12 protein-coding genes and 1 tRNA gene are annotated in these 18,217 nt (G+C 70.7%); 6 read left to right on the forward strand and 7 right to left on the reverse strand.

What is annotated here, in order from left to right:
* The first annotated feature begins 39 nt into the window (after positions 1-39).
* Positions 40-1,377, forward strand: a complete 1,338-nt coding sequence (locus KV102_RS13890; protein ID WP_220344283.1) for a glutamine synthetase family protein — start codon at positions 40-42, stop codon at positions 1,375-1,377.
* 1 nt (position 1,378) lies between these two features.
* Positions 1,379-4,336, forward strand: a complete 2,958-nt coding sequence (locus tag KV102_RS13895) for a bifunctional [glutamine synthetase] adenylyltransferase/[glutamine synthetase]-adenylyl-L-tyrosine phosphorylase (protein ID WP_308290336.1) — start codon at positions 1,379-1,381, stop codon at positions 4,334-4,336.
* Between the two features lie 132 nt (positions 4,337-4,468).
* On the opposite strand, the gene KV102_RS13900 is transcribed toward KV102_RS13895, so the two are convergent.
* On the reverse strand, positions 4,469-4,756 hold the full coding sequence (locus KV102_RS13900) for a WhiB family transcriptional regulator (protein WP_220344284.1): 288 nt from the start codon (positions 4,754-4,756) through the stop codon (positions 4,469-4,471).
* Positions 4,757-4,969: 213 nt separating this feature from the next.
* On the opposite strand from KV102_RS13900, the gene KV102_RS13905 reads away from it, so the two are divergent.
* Positions 4,970-5,929, forward strand: coding sequence for a MerR family transcriptional regulator (locus KV102_RS13905; protein ID WP_220346644.1), 960 nt, complete (start codon positions 4,970-4,972; stop codon positions 5,927-5,929).
* A gap of 10 nt (positions 5,930-5,939) precedes the next feature.
* On the opposite strand, the gene ligD is transcribed toward KV102_RS13905, so the two are convergent.
* A complete protein-coding gene (gene ligD / locus KV102_RS13910) occupies positions 5,940-6,827 on the reverse strand; it encodes a non-homologous end-joining DNA ligase (RefSeq protein ID WP_220344286.1) in 888 nt (295 codons plus the stop codon).
* An 88-nt stretch (positions 6,828-6,915) separates the two neighbouring features.
* Here ligD and KV102_RS13915 point away from each other — a divergent pair, with 88 nt between their 5' ends.
* Entirely contained in the window at positions 6,916-9,525 is a 2,610-nt protein-coding gene (locus KV102_RS13915) for a hypothetical protein (protein WP_220346645.1), read from the forward strand.
* Positions 9,526-9,557: 32 nt separating this feature from the next.
* Here KV102_RS13915 and KV102_RS13920 read toward each other — a convergent pair whose 3' ends face one another.
* A complete protein-coding gene (locus tag KV102_RS13920; protein WP_220346646.1) occupies positions 9,558-11,750 on the reverse strand; it encodes an ABC transporter permease in 2,193 nt (730 codons plus the stop codon).
* Between the two features lie 122 nt (positions 11,751-11,872).
* Here KV102_RS13920 and KV102_RS13925 point away from each other — a divergent pair, with 122 nt between their 5' ends.
* Positions 11,873-12,481 carry a TetR/AcrR family transcriptional regulator gene (locus tag KV102_RS13925; protein WP_220346647.1) on the forward strand — a complete coding sequence of 203 codons (609 nt, stop codon included), beginning with the start codon at positions 11,873-11,875 and terminating at the stop codon, positions 12,479-12,481.
* A gap of 8 nt (positions 12,482-12,489) precedes the next feature.
* On the opposite strand, the gene KV102_RS13930 is transcribed toward KV102_RS13925, so the two are convergent.
* The 3 genes from KV102_RS13930 to selA form a co-directional block, all read right to left on the reverse strand.
* Complete coding sequence (locus KV102_RS13930) at positions 12,490-13,011, reverse strand: hypothetical protein (protein ID WP_220346648.1); 522 nt, start codon at positions 13,009-13,011, stop codon at positions 12,490-12,492.
* Between the two features lie 222 nt (positions 13,012-13,233).
* Positions 13,234-15,021 carry a SelB C-terminal domain-containing protein gene (locus KV102_RS13935; protein ID WP_220346649.1) on the reverse strand — a complete coding sequence of 596 codons (1,788 nt, stop codon included), beginning with the start codon at positions 15,019-15,021 and terminating at the stop codon, positions 13,234-13,236.
* Positions 15,022-15,053: 32 nt separating this feature from the next.
* Positions 15,054-16,400 (reverse strand): L-seryl-tRNA(Sec) selenium transferase, encoded by a 1,347-nt coding sequence (selA, locus tag KV102_RS13940; protein WP_308290337.1) that lies wholly within the window; start codon positions 16,398-16,400, stop codon positions 15,054-15,056.
* Between the two features lie 75 nt (positions 16,401-16,475).
* On the opposite strand from selA, the gene KV102_RS13945 reads away from it, so the two are divergent.
* Positions 16,476-16,570: transfer RNA gene (locus KV102_RS13945), tRNA-Sec, on the forward strand.
* A gap of 29 nt (positions 16,571-16,599) precedes the next feature.
* On the opposite strand, the gene KV102_RS13950 is transcribed toward KV102_RS13945, so the two are convergent.
* Positions 16,600-18,033, reverse strand: a complete 1,434-nt coding sequence (locus tag KV102_RS13950; RefSeq protein ID WP_220346650.1) for a hypothetical protein — start codon at positions 18,031-18,033, stop codon at positions 16,600-16,602.
* Positions 18,034-18,217 lie beyond the last annotated feature (184 nt).

Consider the following 18,217-nt stretch of genomic DNA (forward strand, 5'->3'; position numbering starts at 1 on the left):
GTTCACCCGTTCGTCATGAATCCCAGGCATGCTTACCCCATGGGTAAGCAGGAAGACTTCGTGCTGCGCGCGCTCGAGGAGCGCGACGTCCGCTTCGTACGGCTGTGGTTCACCGACGTCCTCGGACATCTCAAGTCGGTCGCGGTCGCGCCGGCGGAGCTCGAGGGCGCCTTCGACGAAGGCATCGGTTTCGACGGATCGGCCATCGAGGGCTTCGCGCGTGTCCACGAGGCCGACATGCTCGCCAAGCCCGACCCGTCGACCTTCCAGATCCTCCCGTGGCGAGGCGAGACCCCCGCCACCGCGCGCATGTTCTGCGACATCCAGCTGCCCGACGGGAGCCCTTCGTACGCCGACCCGCGGTTCGTCCTCAAGCGGACGCTCGCGAAGGCCGCCGAGATGGGGTTCACCTTCTACACCCACCCCGAGGTCGAGTTCTTCCTGTTCAAGGGCAAGCCCGAGCCCGGCGGCATCCCGACGCCCGTGGACGACTCCGGCTACTTCGACCACACCGCTCAGGGTGGCGGACAGGACTTCCGCCGCGAGGTCATCACGATGCTCGAGGCGATGGGCATCTCCGTCGAGTACAGCCACCACGAGGGTGGGCCGGGTCAGCAGGAGATCGACCTGCGCTACGCCGACGCGCTCACCACGGCCGACAACATCATGACCTTCCGCACGGTGGTCCGTGAGGTCGCGCTCTCGCAGGGCCTGTGGGCGAGCTTCATGCCCAAGCCGTTCACCGAGCACCCCGGGTCGGGCATGCACACCCACATGAGCCTGTTCGAGGGTGACGAGAACGCCTTCTACGAGGCCGGAGCCGAATACCAGCTGTCGCGCACCGGGCGGTCGTTCATCGCCGGCATCCTCCGGCACACCTCCGAGATCACCGCGGTGACCAACCAGTGGGTCAACTCCTACAAGCGGCTCATCTTCGGCGGCGAGGCGCCGTCGTACGTGTGCTGGGGTCACAACAACCGCTCGGCCCTCATCCGCGTGCCGATGTACAAGCCGCAGAAGGGGCAGTCGGCACGCATCGAGCACCGCGCGATCGACTCCGGCTGCAACCCCTACCTCGCGTTCGCGATGGTGCTCGCCGCTGGCCTCAAGGGCATCGAGGAGGACTACGAGCTGCCGCCGGAGGCCGAGGACGACGTCTGGGCGTTGACCGAGACCGAGCGACGTGCGCTCGGCATCGCGCCGCTGCCCCGCAACCTCGACGAGGCGATCCGCGAGGCCGAGAGCAGCGAGCTGGTCGCGGAGACGTTGGGCGAGCACGTCTACGACTTCTTCCTGCGCAACAAGCGTGCGGAGTGGCACGACTACCGCACGCAGGTCACGCAGTTCGAGCTCGACCGGCTGATCACCCGGGTCTGAGGTGGCCGACGACCAGAGGCCGCAGCGGCTGCGGACGACGTCGGGGTGGTTGGCTCGGCTCGGATTCGCTGACGCCGACGGCGCCTCCCGGCTGCTCCACCAGTGCGGGGTGGGCTCCGAAGCCGTCGTCGAGCGGGTCGCCCACGGGGCGGACCCCGATCTGGCGCTGCGCCACCTCTGCGAGGTCGCGGCGGCGTACCGCGAGCTGCCGGGGGTCGACGACCCCGACCTCGTGTCGCACCTCGAGGCCGACCCCGAGCTCCTGACCCGTCTGGTCGCCGTGCTCGGCGCGAGTCGCGCACTGGGGGAGTTCCTCGTCATCCATCCGGAGGCGGTCCTCGACCTGCGGGCGACCACGATGCCGCTCGCGCCCCGGGACCAGCACGCCTTCGAGCAGGTCCTCGCCGACGTCGACGACCCGGACGCGCTGCGGGTGGCGTACAAGCGCCAACTCCTCCAGATCGCCGCCCGTGACCTCACCCGACGCAGCCCGTACGAGACGACGTCGGCCGAGCTCGCCGATCTCGCCGGTGCGACGCTCTCGACGGCGCTCCGCCTCGCCCGGCGCGAGGTCGACGACTCCGACGCGGCGCGCCTGGCCGTCGTCGCGATGGGCAAGTGCGGTGGCCGGGAGCTCAACTACGTCAGCGACGTGGACGTCATCTTCGTCCACGCGCCGGCCGACGGCGCCGACGAGCAGAAGGCGACGAAGGTCGCGACGCGGCTCGCGGCGGCACTGATCCGGATCTGCGGCGAGCACACCCGCGAGGGGACGATCTGGGAGGTCGACGCCAACCTCCGTCCCGAGGGCAAGGACGGGCCGCTCGTCCGCACGCTGTCCAGCCACGTGGCCTACTACGAGCGCTGGGCGAGCACCTGGGAGTTCCAGGCGCTGCTCAAGGCGCGGCCGGTCGCGGGCGACGCCGAGCTGGGCCAGGACTACGTCGACGCGCTCGCCCCGATGGTGTGGCAGGCGGCGACCCGGCCCAACTTCATGGCCGACACCCGCAGCATGCGGCGCCGCGTGATCGACAACATCCCGGCGCCGCAGCTCGACCGCGAGCTCAAGCTCGGGCCGGGCGGCCTCCGCGACGTCGAGTTCGCGGTGCAGCTGCTCCAGCTCGTCCACGGTCGTACCGACGAGCGGCTGCGCGTCCGCTCCACGACCGACGCGCTGCGAGCGCTCGTCGACGGCGGGTACGTCGGCCGTACCGACGGCGCGGCGATGACGGAGGCCTACACGTTCCTGCGGATGTTCGAGCACCGCATCCAGCTCGATGGGCTGCGCCGTACGCACCTGGTCCCGACCGAGGACGACACGCTGCGGATGATCGGGCGCACGCTCGCGTTCCGCAGCGACCCCGCCAAGAACCTGGTGAAGGAGTGGCAGGCGCAGCGTCGCGAGGTCCTGCGGCTGCACCACAAGCTGTTCTACCGCCCGCTCCTCGACGCCGTCGCCTCCATGCCCTCCGATGCGCTGCGGCTCACGCCGGAGGCGGCGCAGGCACGGCTCGAGGCGCTGGGATACGCAGACCCGCGCGCGGCCCTCATCCACATCAAGGCACTCACGGCGGGTGTGCGCCGTTCGGCCGCCATCCAGCGGCACCTGATGCCGGCGATGCTCGCGTGGTTCGCCGACTCACCCAACCCCGACGGTGGCCTGCTCGCGTTCCGGAAGGTCTCGGAGAGCCTCGGCGCCACCCACTGGTATCTCCGCAAGCTGCGGGACGAGGGCGCCGGTGCGGAGCAGCTCGCCAAGATGCTCGCCGGCAGCGCCTACGTCACGGACCTCATCCAGCGCGCGCCGGAGGCCGTCGCGATGCTCGGCGACGACAGCCAGCTCGAGCCGCGCACGTACGACCGGATAGCGACCGAGACCCGCTCGGCGGTCCGGCGTCACGCGAGTGCGGACGAGGCGCTGCGCACCGTCCGCCGCGTACGCCGTCGTGAGCTGTCGCGCATCGCCATGTCGGACGTGCTCGGTCGGCTCGACATCGTCGAGGTCGGGCACGCGCTGAGCGATCTGACCGCAGCCACGCTCGACGCCGCCCTGCAGATCGCGACCCGCACGGTCGAGGAGCAGCGTGGAGCACCGGTGGGCACCCGCATCGCCGTCGTCCTCATGGGGCGCCTCGGCGGTCGCGAGTCGGCGTACGGCTCCGACGCCGACGTGATGTTCGTCCACGACCCGTTGCCGGACACGGACGAGTCGGCCGCCACGCAGGCGGCGAGCGCCGTCGCCACCGAGCTGCGCCGCATGGTCGGCACTGCAGGCCCCGATCCGGCGCTCGAGGTCGATGCCGACCTCCGTCCCGAGGGTCGGTCCGGTCCGCTGGTGCGCACGCTCGCGTCGTACCGCGCCTACTACGCTCGCTGGTCCATGGTCTGGGAGGCGCAGGCGCTGCTCCGCGCTGCGCCGGTCGTGGGCGATCCGGACCTCTGCGCGGCCTTCCGCGAGATGGTCGACCCGCTGCGCTGGCCGGAGGCAGGGGTCTCGGATGACGACGTCCGCGAGATTCGTCGGATCAAGGCGCGTGTCGACTCCGAGCGGCTGCCGCGCGGCGCCGACCCCGCCACGCACCTCAAGCTCGGCCGCGGAGGCATCGCCGACGTCGAGTGGACGGTCCAGCTCCTGCAGATGCAGCACGCCTCCACGGTCGAGGGCCTGCGGACGACCGAGACGCTGCCGGCGCTGCACGCGGCCGCCGAGGCCGGTCTGCTCGCGTCGGAGGAGGCAGCGGTGCTGGAGGAGGCGTGGCGGTTGGTGAGCCGCATCCGCAACGCCTACGTGCTGCTGCGCAACCGGCCCGTCGCATCGCTGCCCGAGAACGCCAACGACCGCGCCGGCGTGGCCTGGCTGCTCGGCTACGGCATCGACGGCGGCGAGCACATGGTCGACGACTACCTGCGCGCGACGCGACGGGCACGTCACGTCGTGGAGCACGTGTTCTGGGGCTGAGGAACGACCTCGGCTGAGACTTTGCGTATCGACATCCGGCCCGTCTCGCAGCGGTGATGTCGATGCGTAACGTCTCAGTACTCGTCGTGGGCAACCGGAGCGGGGGTCCGGCCAACCCATCGGTGCTGCTTCTTATCCAGCGGTCCTCTCTCCGGTGAGCAGCGCTGCTCGCTCACCAGTCGTCAGGCCACCCCAGACGCCGTACGGCTCCTTCACCTTCAACGCGTGCTGCAAACACTCACCGCGTACTGGGCAACGTGCACAGTAGGTCTTGGCGAGGTGCTCACGAGCGTGCCGACGTGGGCCGCGTTCGGACTCGGGAGAGAAGAACGTCTCAGGGTCAGCCTCTCGGCATGCCCCTTCGTACTGCCACTCGTAAGCCTCCATCAGAGGCATGGGTAGGCGGGCAATGCTTGCCATGTTGGTACCCCCTATGAATCAACGCGGCATGCAACCGATTCAGAACTTATCCAAATCTGATTCATCGCACAAGGTCCTGCCGGCCGCGGTTTTCTGCGGGTGACTCCCTCACGCGGGATACTCTGGGATCGGTATGAGTGCAGGGGGCGCCGGCCGGTTACGGAGAGAGTCCTCGAAGCACGACACCCGGTTCGACCGGGGGTGGAGACGCGCATGAGTGATGGTTCAGAGTTCCTGTGGGGCGTGGGAGCGGTCGCGGAGCACATCGGGATCGCGACCCCGACGCTGCGCACGTGGGAGCGCCGCTACGGGATCGGGCCCAGCCGCCGCACCGAGGGCGGGCACCGGCGATACAGCGAGATCGACATCCGCCGGGTCCAGCTGATGAACCGCATGGTCAGCAGCGGCGTCTCCGCGGAGTCGGCGGCCAAGGTTGCCCTGTCGCTCGACGCCGGCGGGCTGGCCGCCGCCCTCGCCTCGGACGACGTCCTCTCGACGTCACCCGACGACATGATCGCCACTCCCGTCGAGTCGGTCGAGCGGATCGTCGTCGCCGCTGCCGCGATGGACGTCGTCGGCGTCACCTCGGTGCTCGCCACCACGTTGCACGAGTGGGGCGCCCTCGGAGCGTGGACGAACGTGCTCTCTCCAGCACTCGACCACGTCACCGAGCGGGTCGAGAAGGGTGAGCTCGGCATCGAGGTCGCCTCCGTCCTCCGTGAGCGGGTCGAGGCGGAGCTCAGATCGGCCGCGCGTGCGTTCGCGCCGAGGTTCGTCGGAACCCACCCGGTGGTCCTCGCCGCACTCGACGGCCGAGCGGAATCGCTGGCCGTGCTCGCGCTCGAGGCGGCGCTGGCGGGCAAGGGGATCGCCGCCGTCTCGCTGGGATTCGGGGTGCCGTGCGAGGCCCTCGTCGGCCTGCTGCGCCAGATCACGCCCACCGCGGTCTATCTGTGGTCCACCTCGGAGGACGGGGCGCGTGACACCGTCCTCGCCGCCATGAAGGCGGGGACGCCCACGACGATCCTGCTCGGCGGCGGGGGTTGGAGCACCATCGCCGCCGACGTCGCCGAGATCGCGCGCGACGGTGTGGAGGTGGAGGTGGCGTCCGACCTTCCGGCCGCGGCCGATCTGCTCGTCGGACGGGTGCAGGCCGCGCCCACCACGCGCTGAGACGACACGATCAGACGTCGGTCAGGTCCGTCATCGGGTCGCCGAAGCGCTCGAGGCGCTCGGCCATCTCGGTGAAGAGCACCTGCCGCACCGCCGACGGGTCGTCGAGCTCGTCCCAGGTCCGTGGCGCTGCCACCCAGGGCCGCGACCTGCCGCGGAGCGAGTACGGCGTGATGGTGGTCTTCGCGCGGACGTTCTGGCTCCAGTCGAGGAAGACCTTGCCGTGGCGGTCCGCGCGCCTCATCACCGAGAGGACGCGATCCGGGTGCTCGCCCGACAGCTCGTCGGCGATGCCGCGGGCGTACTCGCGCAGGGCGTCAGGTGAGGAGTCGCGTCCGTGGGACGCGTACAGGTGCACGCCCTTGCTGCCGCTCGTGACGGGGACGGTGCGCCAGCCGTCGGCCTCGAGCCGCTCACGAACCAGGTGGCCGACCTCCACCGCCTCCGCCAGCCCGGCGGGCTCGCCGGGATCGAGGTCGATCACGAGCCTGTCGGCGTCACGGACCCCGCCCCGTGGACCGACCGTCCACTGCGGGGTGTGCAGCTCGAGCGCGGCGAGGTTCGCCAGCCACACGAGGTCGGAGGGATGCTCGACCACGGGGAAGATCAGCGAGTCGCGACCCCTCGAGCTCCCGGGTGTCGCGACCTCGACGGTGCGCACCCAGTCCGGGGTGCCTCGCGGGACGTTCTTCTCGAAAAACGGCTCCTTCGCCACGCCGTCGGGCCACCGTTTGCGCGTACAGGGGCGATCGGCGAGCTGGCCGAGGAGCGGGTCGGCGACCGACAGCACGTACTGGATCACGTCGAACTTCGTCGTCCCCTCCTCGGGATAGAGCACCTTGTCGAGGTTGCTGACCTTGAGGGTCCGACCGTCTACGTCCAGAGTGCTCGACGCCATGCCCCACTCTGGCACGCCGGGGTGCGGCAAGCACGGCACCAGAGGACCTCGCGAGGTCTACTGTCGAGCCGAGAAAGAGGTGGTTGCCATGTCCGACGAGTGGGTCGAGCTCCGCGTGCACGGGGTCAGCGGGACGCCCGCCGGTTCGATGCTGGACCGGCCGTACGTCCGTCAGGTCGGCGGCGACGACGAGTCCCGCTACTTCCGTTCGGTCGACGCCGCGGGCGGCGAGCTGCCGGGCACCGCCGGGCAGACGCTGGAGGCGTATCACTGGGGGCGACTCACCTCCGGGAGCAGGGTCAAGGCGCTGTGGCTCGTCCTGCTGCCGTTCGGCATGGTCAACGCGGCCCACTACATGCTTCCGCCGATCACCGGCGGTCGCCTCCCGCGAGCGCTCCATGCGGTGTGCGACGCCCTGCTCCGGCTGGTCGCCGTGCTCCTCACGTCGATGTTCGCCTTCGCCGCCGGTCTGGTGATCATCGACCTCATCGCCTGGCGCTGGGCCCCGAACGTGCGCTTCCTCCGGTCGCTCGACCCGAGCGTCGTCCTCGGGACCGCGGTCATCCTCACCGCACTCGTGGTCTTCGTGATCGCGTACCTCGGCAAGGGCTACCGCACGGGCCGTCCCCGCAGGCTCTGGGACCGCCTGGCGGCTCGGCGGACCGGCGCCGCGCCGCCGGAGATCGAGACGTTCGAGCCGCCGAAGGAGCGCTCGGTCACGCCGTTGGCCCAGGAGTCGTTCTACTCCGGCGACACCCGCACCCCCACGCTGCGAGACCTCCACCTCGCCGCCGCCCTGCTCGTCGTGGCGGCGATGGGGGTGTGGGCGGGGCACCCGTTCGCGTGGGAGCACGACATGGTCTCGATCCAGCTCGCACTGTGCGGCTGGATCGCCGTGGTCGCCGTGGTCACACTGCTGGGCGACCCGGAGAAGGGCACCCGTGACCACCTGCCGTCCGGACACACGACCTGGCGGCAGGTGTGGAAGCAGACGACCGCCGTGCTCGGTCTGCTCGCGCTCGCCGGCAGCGTCGCCCTGCTGGTCTCCGCCCTCGTCGGCCTGCGCGGTGTCAGCCGGACCGAGTGGACGATGGTCCGGGACCGTCCCGAGTCCTTCGACATCATCGCCAACTGGCTGCTCGTGATCGGTGTCGCAGCGCTGCTCGCGCTCTTCGTCGTCAACCTCGCGCTCGTCCTCGCCCAGCGTTCACAGCGGGCGGACGACGGCAGCCCGGCCCGCTACTTCACCCCGTACGCGTGGGGGATGGGCGCCGCGTTGTTCACCGCCGTCGGGACCTTCATCGGCGTCGGGTTCTCCGCTGCCGTCGCCACCGGGATCTCGTCCGTGCTCAATCTCTCGACCCCGGTCGAGGGGTCGTCCGACGCCGCCTCGGTGACGGTCGGCACGACGCCGATGCTCGACCGCGTCGCGTACGCGTGGGGGCTCAACGTGGTCATCCTCGTGATGATCGCGGTCGCCGTCGTGGTGTGGCGCATGCGTCGACGCCGGCGCACCGGAGAACGGGTCACGGCCATGTACACCGACGGCGGGTCGCTCCTGGTCCCTGCTCGCTGGGTCAGCCGCGTGCGCTTCGCGGTGCAGAAGGCGCGCGTCAAGAACGCGATCGGCGCGATCTGCCTCGCGTTCGCCGGCGCCGGCATGGTCCTCGCCGTGGTGCTCGCCGTCGAGCTCGTCCCTTGCATCAACTCACGTGACCCCAGCACGTGCGGCAACGCTCCGGGGTGGCTCGACGTCCTCAGCCAGCCGAAGTACGTCGTCGGCGCGGACGGGGTCGCCAAGTCGAACGTCGTCGCGCTGTTCGGGGCGTGGCTGCTCATCACAGCCGCCGGGTGGCTGCTGCTCCAGAGCCGCAAGGCCGTCGCTCAGGAAGGCAAGCGGCGCGGCCTCAACGTCGTCTGGGACGTGCTGGCCTTCTGGCCCCACGCTGTGCACCCCTTCTCTCCGCGTGCCTACTCCAAGCGGTGCGTCGAGGACCTGCGCGAGCGGATCCGGTGGCACCTCGCGCGGCTCCCTGACGACGGCACCCGACGCGTCGTGGTCTGCGGGCACAGCCAGGGCAGCCTCATCAGCTTCGCCACGATGATGCTGCTCGACGAGCACGAACGCGACCGCGTCGGCCTGGTCACCTTCGGCTCGCAGCTCCGGGTGATCTTCCCGAAGGCGTTCCCTGCCTACGTCAGCTTCGCCGCGATCAACCAGCTCTACCGCGAGCTCAACGGCGCGTGGGTCAACCTCTACCGGACCACCGACGAGCTGGCGGGACCGGTGCTCTCGTGGGGGCACCAGGTCGACACCGCCGACTCACGGGCACGGTCCCACCACTTCCCGGACGCGTTCGGCGGCGAGCAGGACGACGAGTACACCAGCCCGTACCGCACCCGTCGGTGCGGCGCGGACTGGCGGCTCGCCGACCCGATCGCGTACGACCAGCGCCTCCAGGACGGGCCGGTGGCCGAGATCTACGGACACTCCTGGTACGCGCGCAACCCCGACTGGGAGGAGAGCCTGACGACTGTCCGCGGCGTCCTGCCGCCGGACCGTGCCGCGATGGCCGCAGCGGCCGAGAGGCTCGCCCGCAGCGAGGGGACCGCACCGCACACGGACGCGGTCGCTCCCCCCGCTGTCCCTCCCGCCGGCGGGAAGGACGGAGAGGATCTGGTCGGCGTCGACGGCTAGATGCTCGACTGAGCGGGGCCGCCGTCACGCCCTCATGGTGTCCCCACCGGTGAGAGGGCGGCAGGAGCCAGGTCGCCGTCCCCATCGCCGGTCGACTCCGACCTGCTCTTTCGCTCGGGCCGATACTTCGGGCCCAACGGGGCGGGTGGCCGGACGTGCTTCCGGTTCAGCCACCGGTCGACGACGAGCACGTTGAGCAGCAGCCCGACCGCGCCCCAGATGCCCAGGACGAGCAGGTCGCGTCCGATCCCGGTCGCGTCGAGATAGGTCATCGACCGGACGACGTCGACCGCGGCCGGGAGCGGCAGGATCTCCGCGAGAGGCCGGAAGAGCTCAGGAACCATGTAGAGCGACAAGCCACCCCCCGAGGCGGGCACACCGGCGAGCATCACCACGATCATCACCGGGATCAGACCGAACAGACCGAGCGTCCGGGTGAGCACGGCGCTGGCCCACGCGACCGCGAACACGGTCAACGAGCCGTAGCCGATCATCTCGAAGGCGTGCCCGTCGACCGCGCCGATGAGCACGTCGAAGAGGAACCACAGCCAGACCGAGATGCCGACCGACCAGCCCGCGACGAGCGGGAGGAGCTGCCGGGTCCGGGTCAGGTCGGGCGCGCCTCCGCGCATGACGGCGAAGAAGAGGAAGCCAGCCATGATCCATGCCATGCCGGCGTACAGGCTGTTGCTGCCGTTGACGTCGTCGTCCGTGAGCGGTGCGGCGTCCTCGAGGGCGAGCTCGCTGCCGCTCGCCGCGGCGATCGGCGTGAACATCTGGGTGACGGCGGTCTGCTGGCTGGCGCCGGCGCCACCGGCGGTAACGAGCGTGGGGCTCGTGCCGGCTGCCTCGGGCAGCACGTACGCGGCCACGATCTCCTGGCTGCGGATGAGGTCGTCGGCCTCCTCCCGGGACTCGACGACGCTGAGGTCGAGGTACTCGCCGAGGTCAGGTTCGAGTGCGGCGACGAGCGGCTCGGCCTGGGCGGCCGGTGCCACCACCGCTACCGGCATGTCGCTCACGTCCGGCTCGTGCATCGAGAAGCTCATGAGCGTCACGACCGTCACGACGATCGTCAGGGGGAACATCATGGCTGCGACGAGCCGGGTTCGGTAGCGCGCAACGGGTCCGCCCGGCAGGGCCGGGAGCGGCGCGTCCGGGGCCGTGTAGAGCGGGCCGGCGATGATGAGATCACCGGACCGACGTTCCTTGAGCGCTGCGAGCACGAGCGCGACGACCAGCCACACGCCGAGGGTGGTGACGTGCTCGCCGACACCGTCGCCGTCGAAGTAGAGGACCGATCGCAGCGCCTCACCCGCGGCCGGTAGTGGCAGCACGCCGTGCAGCCACTGGAACATCCCTGGCATCGAGTGGACCGACATGGCGAGGTTGGACGCCGGGACACCGAAGACGACCCAGAGCAGCATGCCCAGCAGGACGGCGAACGGGCCCAGCACTTTGGTGAACAGCAGCTGCGTGATGCCGACGGCGGTGACCGCCAGCGTCCCGATCCCGAGGAACAGTGGGTAGTGGCCATCGAGGGCGCCGACGATCGGGCCGAGGATCAACCAGATCAGGGAGCTGGTGAACGCGCCCCAGCCGACCGCGAGGGGGAGGAACCGCCGCAGGCGCAGCAGGTTCGGCAGACCGGACAGGAGCGTGCTCAGCGGAACGTACCCCGCGAGCATCATGCCCATGGCGGCGAAGAGCACCAGCGTGCCGGACCCGTCGCCGTCGGTGAGTGGTTCGACGTCGACCGTGTCGACCTGCCAACCCGCGGCGGCAGCCGCGGGCGTCAGTGCCTTGTCGACGAGCGTCGCCTGTGACGCGCCAGCAGCCATCGCGCGATGGATCGACGCGCTCCCGCCGGCGGCGGGGATCTCGATCGCGCCGGCGATCTCCTGCTCGCGGAGGAGCTCGTTCGCCTCGGGCAGCGTGTCCACCGTGCGCACCTCGAGCGCGTCGCCGGAGCTCTCCTGCAGATCGTCGGCGAACTGCTGAGCGGTAGCGTCCGCGCCCACGACGGCGACCGGGAGGTCCCGGGCGTGCGGGCTGTGCATGGTGCCCATGTACGTCGCGTACATCATCGTGACGATCAGGAACGGCATCACGAAGAGGGCGACGAGGCGACCCTTGCGCTCGGCCGGCGTCTCCGGTGGCGGAGGGGGGTACTTCGTCGCCGGGTCGGTGGGAGCCGGCAGTGCTGGTTCGACGCTGGACGCCAAGGTCATCTCCTCGAGAGGCGGTCGGCACGGAGTGGGCCGCGCGCCCTACCCTAAGTCACGTGGCTTATTATCGTGAGGGCGATACGTGAGCCGCCCGTCACAGCGCCGAGCGAGAGAATGCGATGCCCCGTCCTGACGCCCGGCACCACCTGCTGGATGCAGCCGAACGCCTGTTCGCCGAGCAGGGCGTGCACACCGTCTCCGACCGGCAGGTCGCAGAAGCCGCGGGGAACAGCAACCACTCCGCCGTCCACTACTACTTCGGTGGCCGAACGGGGCTCCTGCAGACGTTGCTGGACCGGCACCGTGCCGCCGTCGAGCCGGCGCAGCAGCGCTTGTACGCACAGTCCGACTCGCTGCTCGGGGACATCCGCGCCCTCGTCATCCCTCTCGTCGACTCCCTCGCCGACCTCCCGACCCCGTCATGGCGAGCCCGTTTCCTGGATCAGGCCGTCCACGACCCCGAGATCAGAGCATTGGCGCGCGGCGGCGCCGGCATCTTCTCGAGCACCCCGCAGATCGTCGGTTCGGTCGCGGACCGGCTGGCGTACCTCGACCGCTCGATCGTCGAGGCGAGGGCCAGGTTGGTGGCCCACGCCGTCAGCACGGCCTGTGCGGAGATCGAGGAGCGCGCGGCGAGGTCGAGTGAGCCCGCGCGCTGGACGGAGGCGGGGACGTTCCTCTGTGACGCGATCGCCGGGATGCTCCAGGCGCCGATCACCGAGCCGTAGTCGTCGCGTCACGCCGCCGCGGCCTGACGCGAGACCTGCAGCAGGGCCGTTGCCAGCACCCCGCAAAGCGCAGCCGTCGGGGAGGCGTCACCGACGGAGTGGTCGGCGACCTCGAAGAGCCCCGCCGCGCAGCCGCGGCTGGATGGGTCGAGGGTTGCCGTCGATCCGGTGTCCAGAAGCTGGCGGAAGCGACGATCGCCGGTATCGAGCAGGACCGTGAGTTCGAGCGCCAGCCACGGGCCGGGTGGCTCGGGGTTCATGACGACCTGTGCGGCGAGCCGGTCGGTCACGGTGGCGACGCGGACGATCCCGCTGATGAGCTGCAGCTCGCGCGCGAGCTGAGGGGCGGGCACCCACGTCCGCTCTCGAAGCGTCTCCTCGGCCGCGCGGGCGAGGTCGTGCCGCGCCTGCGAACCGGCCAGGACCGCGCCTGCGTGCTCCCGGTCCCCGGTCAGCGCCGCACGCACCGCATCGTGGAAGGCGTGACTGCTGCTCCGCAGGAGAGCGTCGATGTCGGCGTATCTGTTCACCTTTGCACCGTGCCCGATCCGCAGGCCGAGGTCCTGCCTCCAGACGCCGTGTTGATGCGTCCTGAGGTGTTCTTGACGGGGCGGGTGGCGGAACGGTCGGCCGAGCAGGGGGCCTCATGGACACGGTCGGTTGTCTGGCCGGTGCTGATCAGCGTCCCGTGGCGACGTCAGTCCTGCTCGCAGCACGGAACGATGCTGCAGCAGACGGAGAGCGCAGACCAGTCACCTCGGCGCTGAGAGAAGCTCTCTACGGTCGTCGGGGAGCCGCCGCGTGAGGCGGGCCCTGTCGAGGTGGTCGAGCAGCGGCAGAACGACGCGCCTGCTCGTCCCCAGTCGCTGTCGCGCCTCGCTGGTGGTGAAGGGTTGGGGAAGGTCGGCGAGCTGCCGTGCCGCCAGCGTGTCCGCGCCCGGAAGGAGGACCACGCCGGGAGCAAGGCGCAGCAGCCGTCCCGCCTTGGCGGCGGCAGCCGTACGACGGTCGTCGAGACCGAGCTCGGCGAGGCGTCCGGCGGTGGGAGCAGCGAACGGGGCGTCGGCGAGGTCTGCCTCCAGCGCGCGGACCGAGCGCTCGACGTCTGGCGGCAACGTCGCGGCGGCGTCGCCGGGGACCACGCGACCGTCCTTGACGGCCAGGGGAGGGCGTACGACGGCGAGCACCAGCTCGGGGGCCGGAAGTCCGAGGCGGTCCGCGAGGGCACGTGGGGTCACGCCTGGATCGAGTGGCCGGGACGCGGCCTGCGTCGCGACGGCATCGGTGACGCGTACGGCCGCCTCCTCTGCCCGCGTCCGCGACATGAACCAGCCGGCGGCCTCGACCGTGCCCAGCGGCGGTGGGCTGGTGGGGACACCGATGCGATGCAGGAGATCGGCCTCGACGAGTCCACGCCGGTCGAGCTCGGCGGCCAGGTCGGGTGTCGCGGTGAGAGGAGCGAGCACCTTGGCTCGCGCCGCGGCGGCGCCCCGTCGTCGCAGAGGCGGCGGGACAGGGTCGAGGACGTCGACGCCCCAGATCCGCCGGCTCCCCGGGTCACGCAGCAGAGCGCGGTCACCCACCCGGAGCGGGAGCGGCGCGCGCAGGCTCAGCCGCACCAGGTCTCCGCCTTCGCCGGCCAGGGAACGGGTACGGGCGGTCACCGCGGTGGCGCCTACGTGGAGGAGAGGGAGGTCGGGGAGGCGGCCGGGCTCGCCCCGGACTCTGCAGTCGACGACCGTGGTGGGCCGCCAGGCGCCGGGGGTCACCAGTGCCGTTCCACGATCGATCGACCCCACTCCGTCGCCGGTCAGGTTGAGGGCCACCCTGGCCGTGCCCATCACCTGGTCGACGGAGCCACCGAGCGCCTGGAGGCCCCGCACCCTGACGGCTCCGACCCCGCTCGCTGCGTGCACCTCGAGCTCGTCACCCGGTGCGAGCCTGCCTTCCGGCAGTGTGCCGGTGACGACGGTGCCGGCGCCGCGCACGGTGAACCGGCGGTCGACCCACAGCCGCACGTCGGCACCTGGGTCGGGGGCGGGCACCGCCGCCAGCATGTCGCCCAGGGCAACGCGCAGCTCGGCGAGACCGTCGCCCGTCGGAGCACTCACCGCGAGCACGGGCGCTCCGCGCAGCGCCGTCCGGGCCACCTCCGCCGCAGCCCGCTCCATCATCGGACGGGGGTCGGCCAGGTCGGCCCGGGTCACCGCGACCACGCCATGACTGACCTGCAGGGCGTCGAGCGCCGCGAGGTGCTCGGCAGCCTGCGGCATCCACGGATCGTCGGCGGCGACGACCAGCATCGCGGCGGGAACTGGTCCGATCCCGGCGAGCATCGTGGTGACGAACCGTTCGTGGCCCGGCACATCGACGAACGCGACGTCACCCACCTGTGGCAGCGACGTCCAGACATATCCCAGCTCGATGGAGAGTCCGCGCTCGCGCTCCTCCCGGAGCCGGTCAGAACGCATGCCGGTGAGCGCGTCGACCAGCGTGGACTTCCCGTGGTCGACGTGGCCGGCTGTGGCGACGACGTGCACGCGACCACTCTGGCAGGAGTCGCCCGGCCCTGTCAGCGAGCGGCGCGTCGCACCGCGGCGAGCACGTCGGCCTCGTCACTCTCCTGGACCGCGATCAGGTCGAGGAGGAGGCGGCCGCGCTCGACCCGCCCGACCACCGGGACGCACGGGTCGTCACGCAGCGGACCAGCAAGCCGCGCGGGCAGCACGAGCGCGGCACTCGGCAGCTCGACACCCGGCGCACCACCGCCACCGACGGCGGCGACGGAGGGGACAGCCTCGGGCGGCGGGTCCAGGCCGAGGTCACCGAGCTGATCGGCCAGCTGCTGGGCCCGCAGGGCCAGTTGTGCGGGAGTCGCCTCGAGGGCGGCGACGACCGGTGGGAGGGGCCCGACGAGCGTGGCCTCGAGCGCCGCGAGCGTGAGCTTGTCGACACGCACGGCACGGGCGAACGGATGCCGGCGCAGGCTCTCGACGAGGTCGGTACGCCCGAGCATCAGGCCGCACTGAGGTCCGCCCAGGAGCTTGTCGCCCGAGGCGGTGACGAGGTCGGCTCCCGAGCGCAGCGCCGCCGCCGCGCTCGGCTCGTCGGGCAGCCGCGGGTGCGGGCGCAGCAGACCGGAGCCCGTGTCGACGACCACCGGAGGCCCGAGCGTCGCGAGCTCCTCGACGGGCACGGAGGAGGTGAACCCGGAGACGACGAAGTTGGACGGGTGGACCTTGAGGACGAAGGCCGTGCCGTCGGGGTCCTCAGCCACGGCCGCCTCGTAGTCGGCCAGCCGGACCCTGTTCGTGGTCCCGACCTCGCGCAGCACCGCGCCGACCGACTCGAGCAGCTCGGGGATGCGGAACCCGTCCCCGATCTCGACCAGCTCCCCGCGCGCGACCACGACCGTGCCTCCGCGTCCGGCGAGGGCGCAGGTGACGAGGGCCAGCGCTGCGGCACCGTTGTTGACGACGTGCACGCCGCCCGCCTCGGGCACCGCCGCGGCAAGCGCGCCGAGCGCGGAGCGGCCCCGCCGTCCGCGGCGACCCGTCGCCAGGTCGAGCTCGACATCGGTGGCGCCGGCAGCGACACCGAGGGCCTCGACCGCGGCATCGGAGAGCGGCGCACGGCCGAGGTTCGTGTGCACGACGATCCCCGTGGCGTTGACGACCCGACGCAGGCTGGTGGCCGCGGGCGGCAGGGCGTCGAACGCGGCCCCCACGACGTCCTCCGGTGCCAGCTCACCCGCGCGGCAGCGTTCGAGCGTCGCCCTGACCGTCTGCTTCACCACGTGCTCACCGAGCCGGTCCGCGGCCTTGCGGAGCCGCTCGTCGGACAGCACGGCGTCTGTGCGCGGGGTACGTCGCCGCGGGTCTGTCTCCACGTTGTCCTCCTCGACGCTCGTGCGGTCCACTGATCGGCATTGTGTCCCAAACGAGAGGGCGGTGGTCGACACAGCGGTGGTCGATACAGTGGTCGCGGTGCGTGGGGAGGCGTTCCTCGTCTGGTGACGGGCGCGGTCCTCAAAACCGTAGGGACCCAGTCGCTGGGTCCGGCGGGTTCGATTCCCGTCCGCCTCCGCCACCGCCCGCCCGCTAATTCAGCCGTTGGGGTCAGCCATTAGACGCTGGCGCCGCCTCGTCGTCGTGCGTGACATCAGTGGACCCGACCTGGTTGGCGTTTGCCGGTGTCGGCTCGACAGCCTCGGTGCCGTCCTGGGAGGAGTAATCAGTGGAACTGAGGCTCGGACGCTTCGTTGGCTCCTCGTTGGGCGGATGTGGACCGGTCTGACGCAGCTTCGGTGGGGTTGCCGCCCACGGCTTCAGGTACTGAAGGACGTCGGCGTAGAACGTATCGGAGGCCTTCAATACCGAGTCGATGAAGGATCCACGGCCACGGCCGCGCTTGGTGCCCATCGGCGAGATCAGGGCCAGACGGAACGACCGGATCTCTCTGGCCGGATCCACAACCAGAACCGTGGGGTCCGCCCGGACGACGCCGAGCAGCTCAGCAGCACTGGAGCCGCGAGCGTGGGCGGTGAAGGTTTCGACCCGCACGGAGTCCGGCGCGGCCTTCAGCTGCCGCACCAGCCATTTGACCCTGGTGCTGGGCCGTCCTTCTCGGGGCGCGTCAACGTTGACGTGGCAGGTGACCTTGGACGCGCGGAGGTCAGCAGTAACAACGAGTTGACCAACGGTGTCAGGTATACGAATTGCGCCGGACAGCTGCCCGCTCTGACACAGCATCGTGGTCAGCGCCTGGGCACGCAGGGCGGGATCAGCCTGCTCCTTGCGTGACAGCACCGGGACCACCTCGGTGCCGAGCTGGCGGCCCAGGCGGAGGCTGGCGAATCGCAGAAGAGCATCGAACCGTGCGATAACGTCGGGCAGTCCCTTGTCCGAGGCCCGCAGCGTGCCCGCGACAACGGCGTCGCGGACGGCGACCCATGTATCGCCCATGTCCTCGAACTCAAGAGCTCCCGACCGGCTGTGCTCGAGGTATCGGATCAGTTCTCCCAAGATCCAGGCTTGATCGGGGTCGGCGACACCGCGGAACTCCTTTTGCATCACCGCCTCGGCTAGTACCTGGGTCCATGACAGGTGATGGAGGGAAACTTTGCGCAGCTTCCGCTTGTCTACCTTGGTCGGGTGCTGCCCAGCCATGGCCGGGATCTCGTTGGAGATGGTGAGCACGGCGTCATAGCCCTGCTCCCTCGCGATATCGAGATAGCTCTCGAGCTGCTCTGCCTGAAGCGCGTTGGAGCCAGTCTTGACCTCGACCAGCGCGGTCCACGAGCGGGTGCCACGAGTGACGCGGATCAGTCCGTCGGGGTACAGCTTCTTCTCGCCCAGCAGGAACGGAACCTCGATGAAGGTCTCGATGGAGCCGGAGGGGGCGCCGAGTGGTTTCAGCAGTGCCCGTCCGAACTCCTTCACGGCCGAGACGACCGCGAGGAGCGCCGACGTGGCCCGGCGCTCCTGTTCGTCCGCCCCATTGATGCCGGACGTCGGAATCAAACGCGCCTCATGCCAGTTCTCCTCAGCCATACGTCCCCCCGGTGCGTAGGATTTCGCTGCGCCGTCGAGGCTACCGTTGGAGCGATCCGAATGACCGGTTTGTCTTCGCCTTAACGTGGAGAGTCGTCGTCACTCTCCAGCGCTTTCCAGAGCATTCCGAGATGTCGCACAGTCGCGTCCCGTTCCGCGCGAGCCACTCGGACGGTGTTCCCGT

The sequence above is a fragment of the Mumia sp. zg.B53 genome, from assembly GCF_019550935.1.
GTDB lineage: Bacteria > Actinomycetota > Actinomycetes > Propionibacteriales > Nocardioidaceae > Mumia.

Bases quoted from the DNA above. Each gene is read 5' to 3' on its own strand.
- KV102_RS13890 (WP_220344283.1), top strand. From the start codon at position 40: ATGGGTAAGCAGGAAGACTTCGTGCTGCGCGCGCTCGAGGAGCGCGAC.
- KV102_RS13900 (WP_220344284.1), bottom strand. From the start codon at position 4,756: ATGGCAAGCATTGCCCGCCTACCCATGCCTCTGATGGAGGCTTACGAG.
- KV102_RS13905 (WP_220346644.1), top strand. From the start codon at position 4,970: ATGAGTGATGGTTCAGAGTTCCTGTGGGGCGTGGGAGCGGTCGCGGAG.
- ligD (WP_220344286.1), bottom strand. From the start codon at position 6,827: ATGGCGTCGAGCACTCTGGACGTAGACGGTCGGACCCTCAAGGTCAGC.
- KV102_RS13915 (WP_220346645.1), top strand. From the start codon at position 6,916: ATGTCCGACGAGTGGGTCGAGCTCCGCGTGCACGGGGTCAGCGGGACG.
- KV102_RS13925 (WP_220346647.1), top strand. From the start codon at position 11,873: ATGCCCCGTCCTGACGCCCGGCACCACCTGCTGGATGCAGCCGAACGC.
- KV102_RS13950 (WP_220346650.1), bottom strand. From the start codon at position 18,033: ATGGCTGAGGAGAACTGGCATGAGGCGCGTTTGATTCCGACGTCCGGC.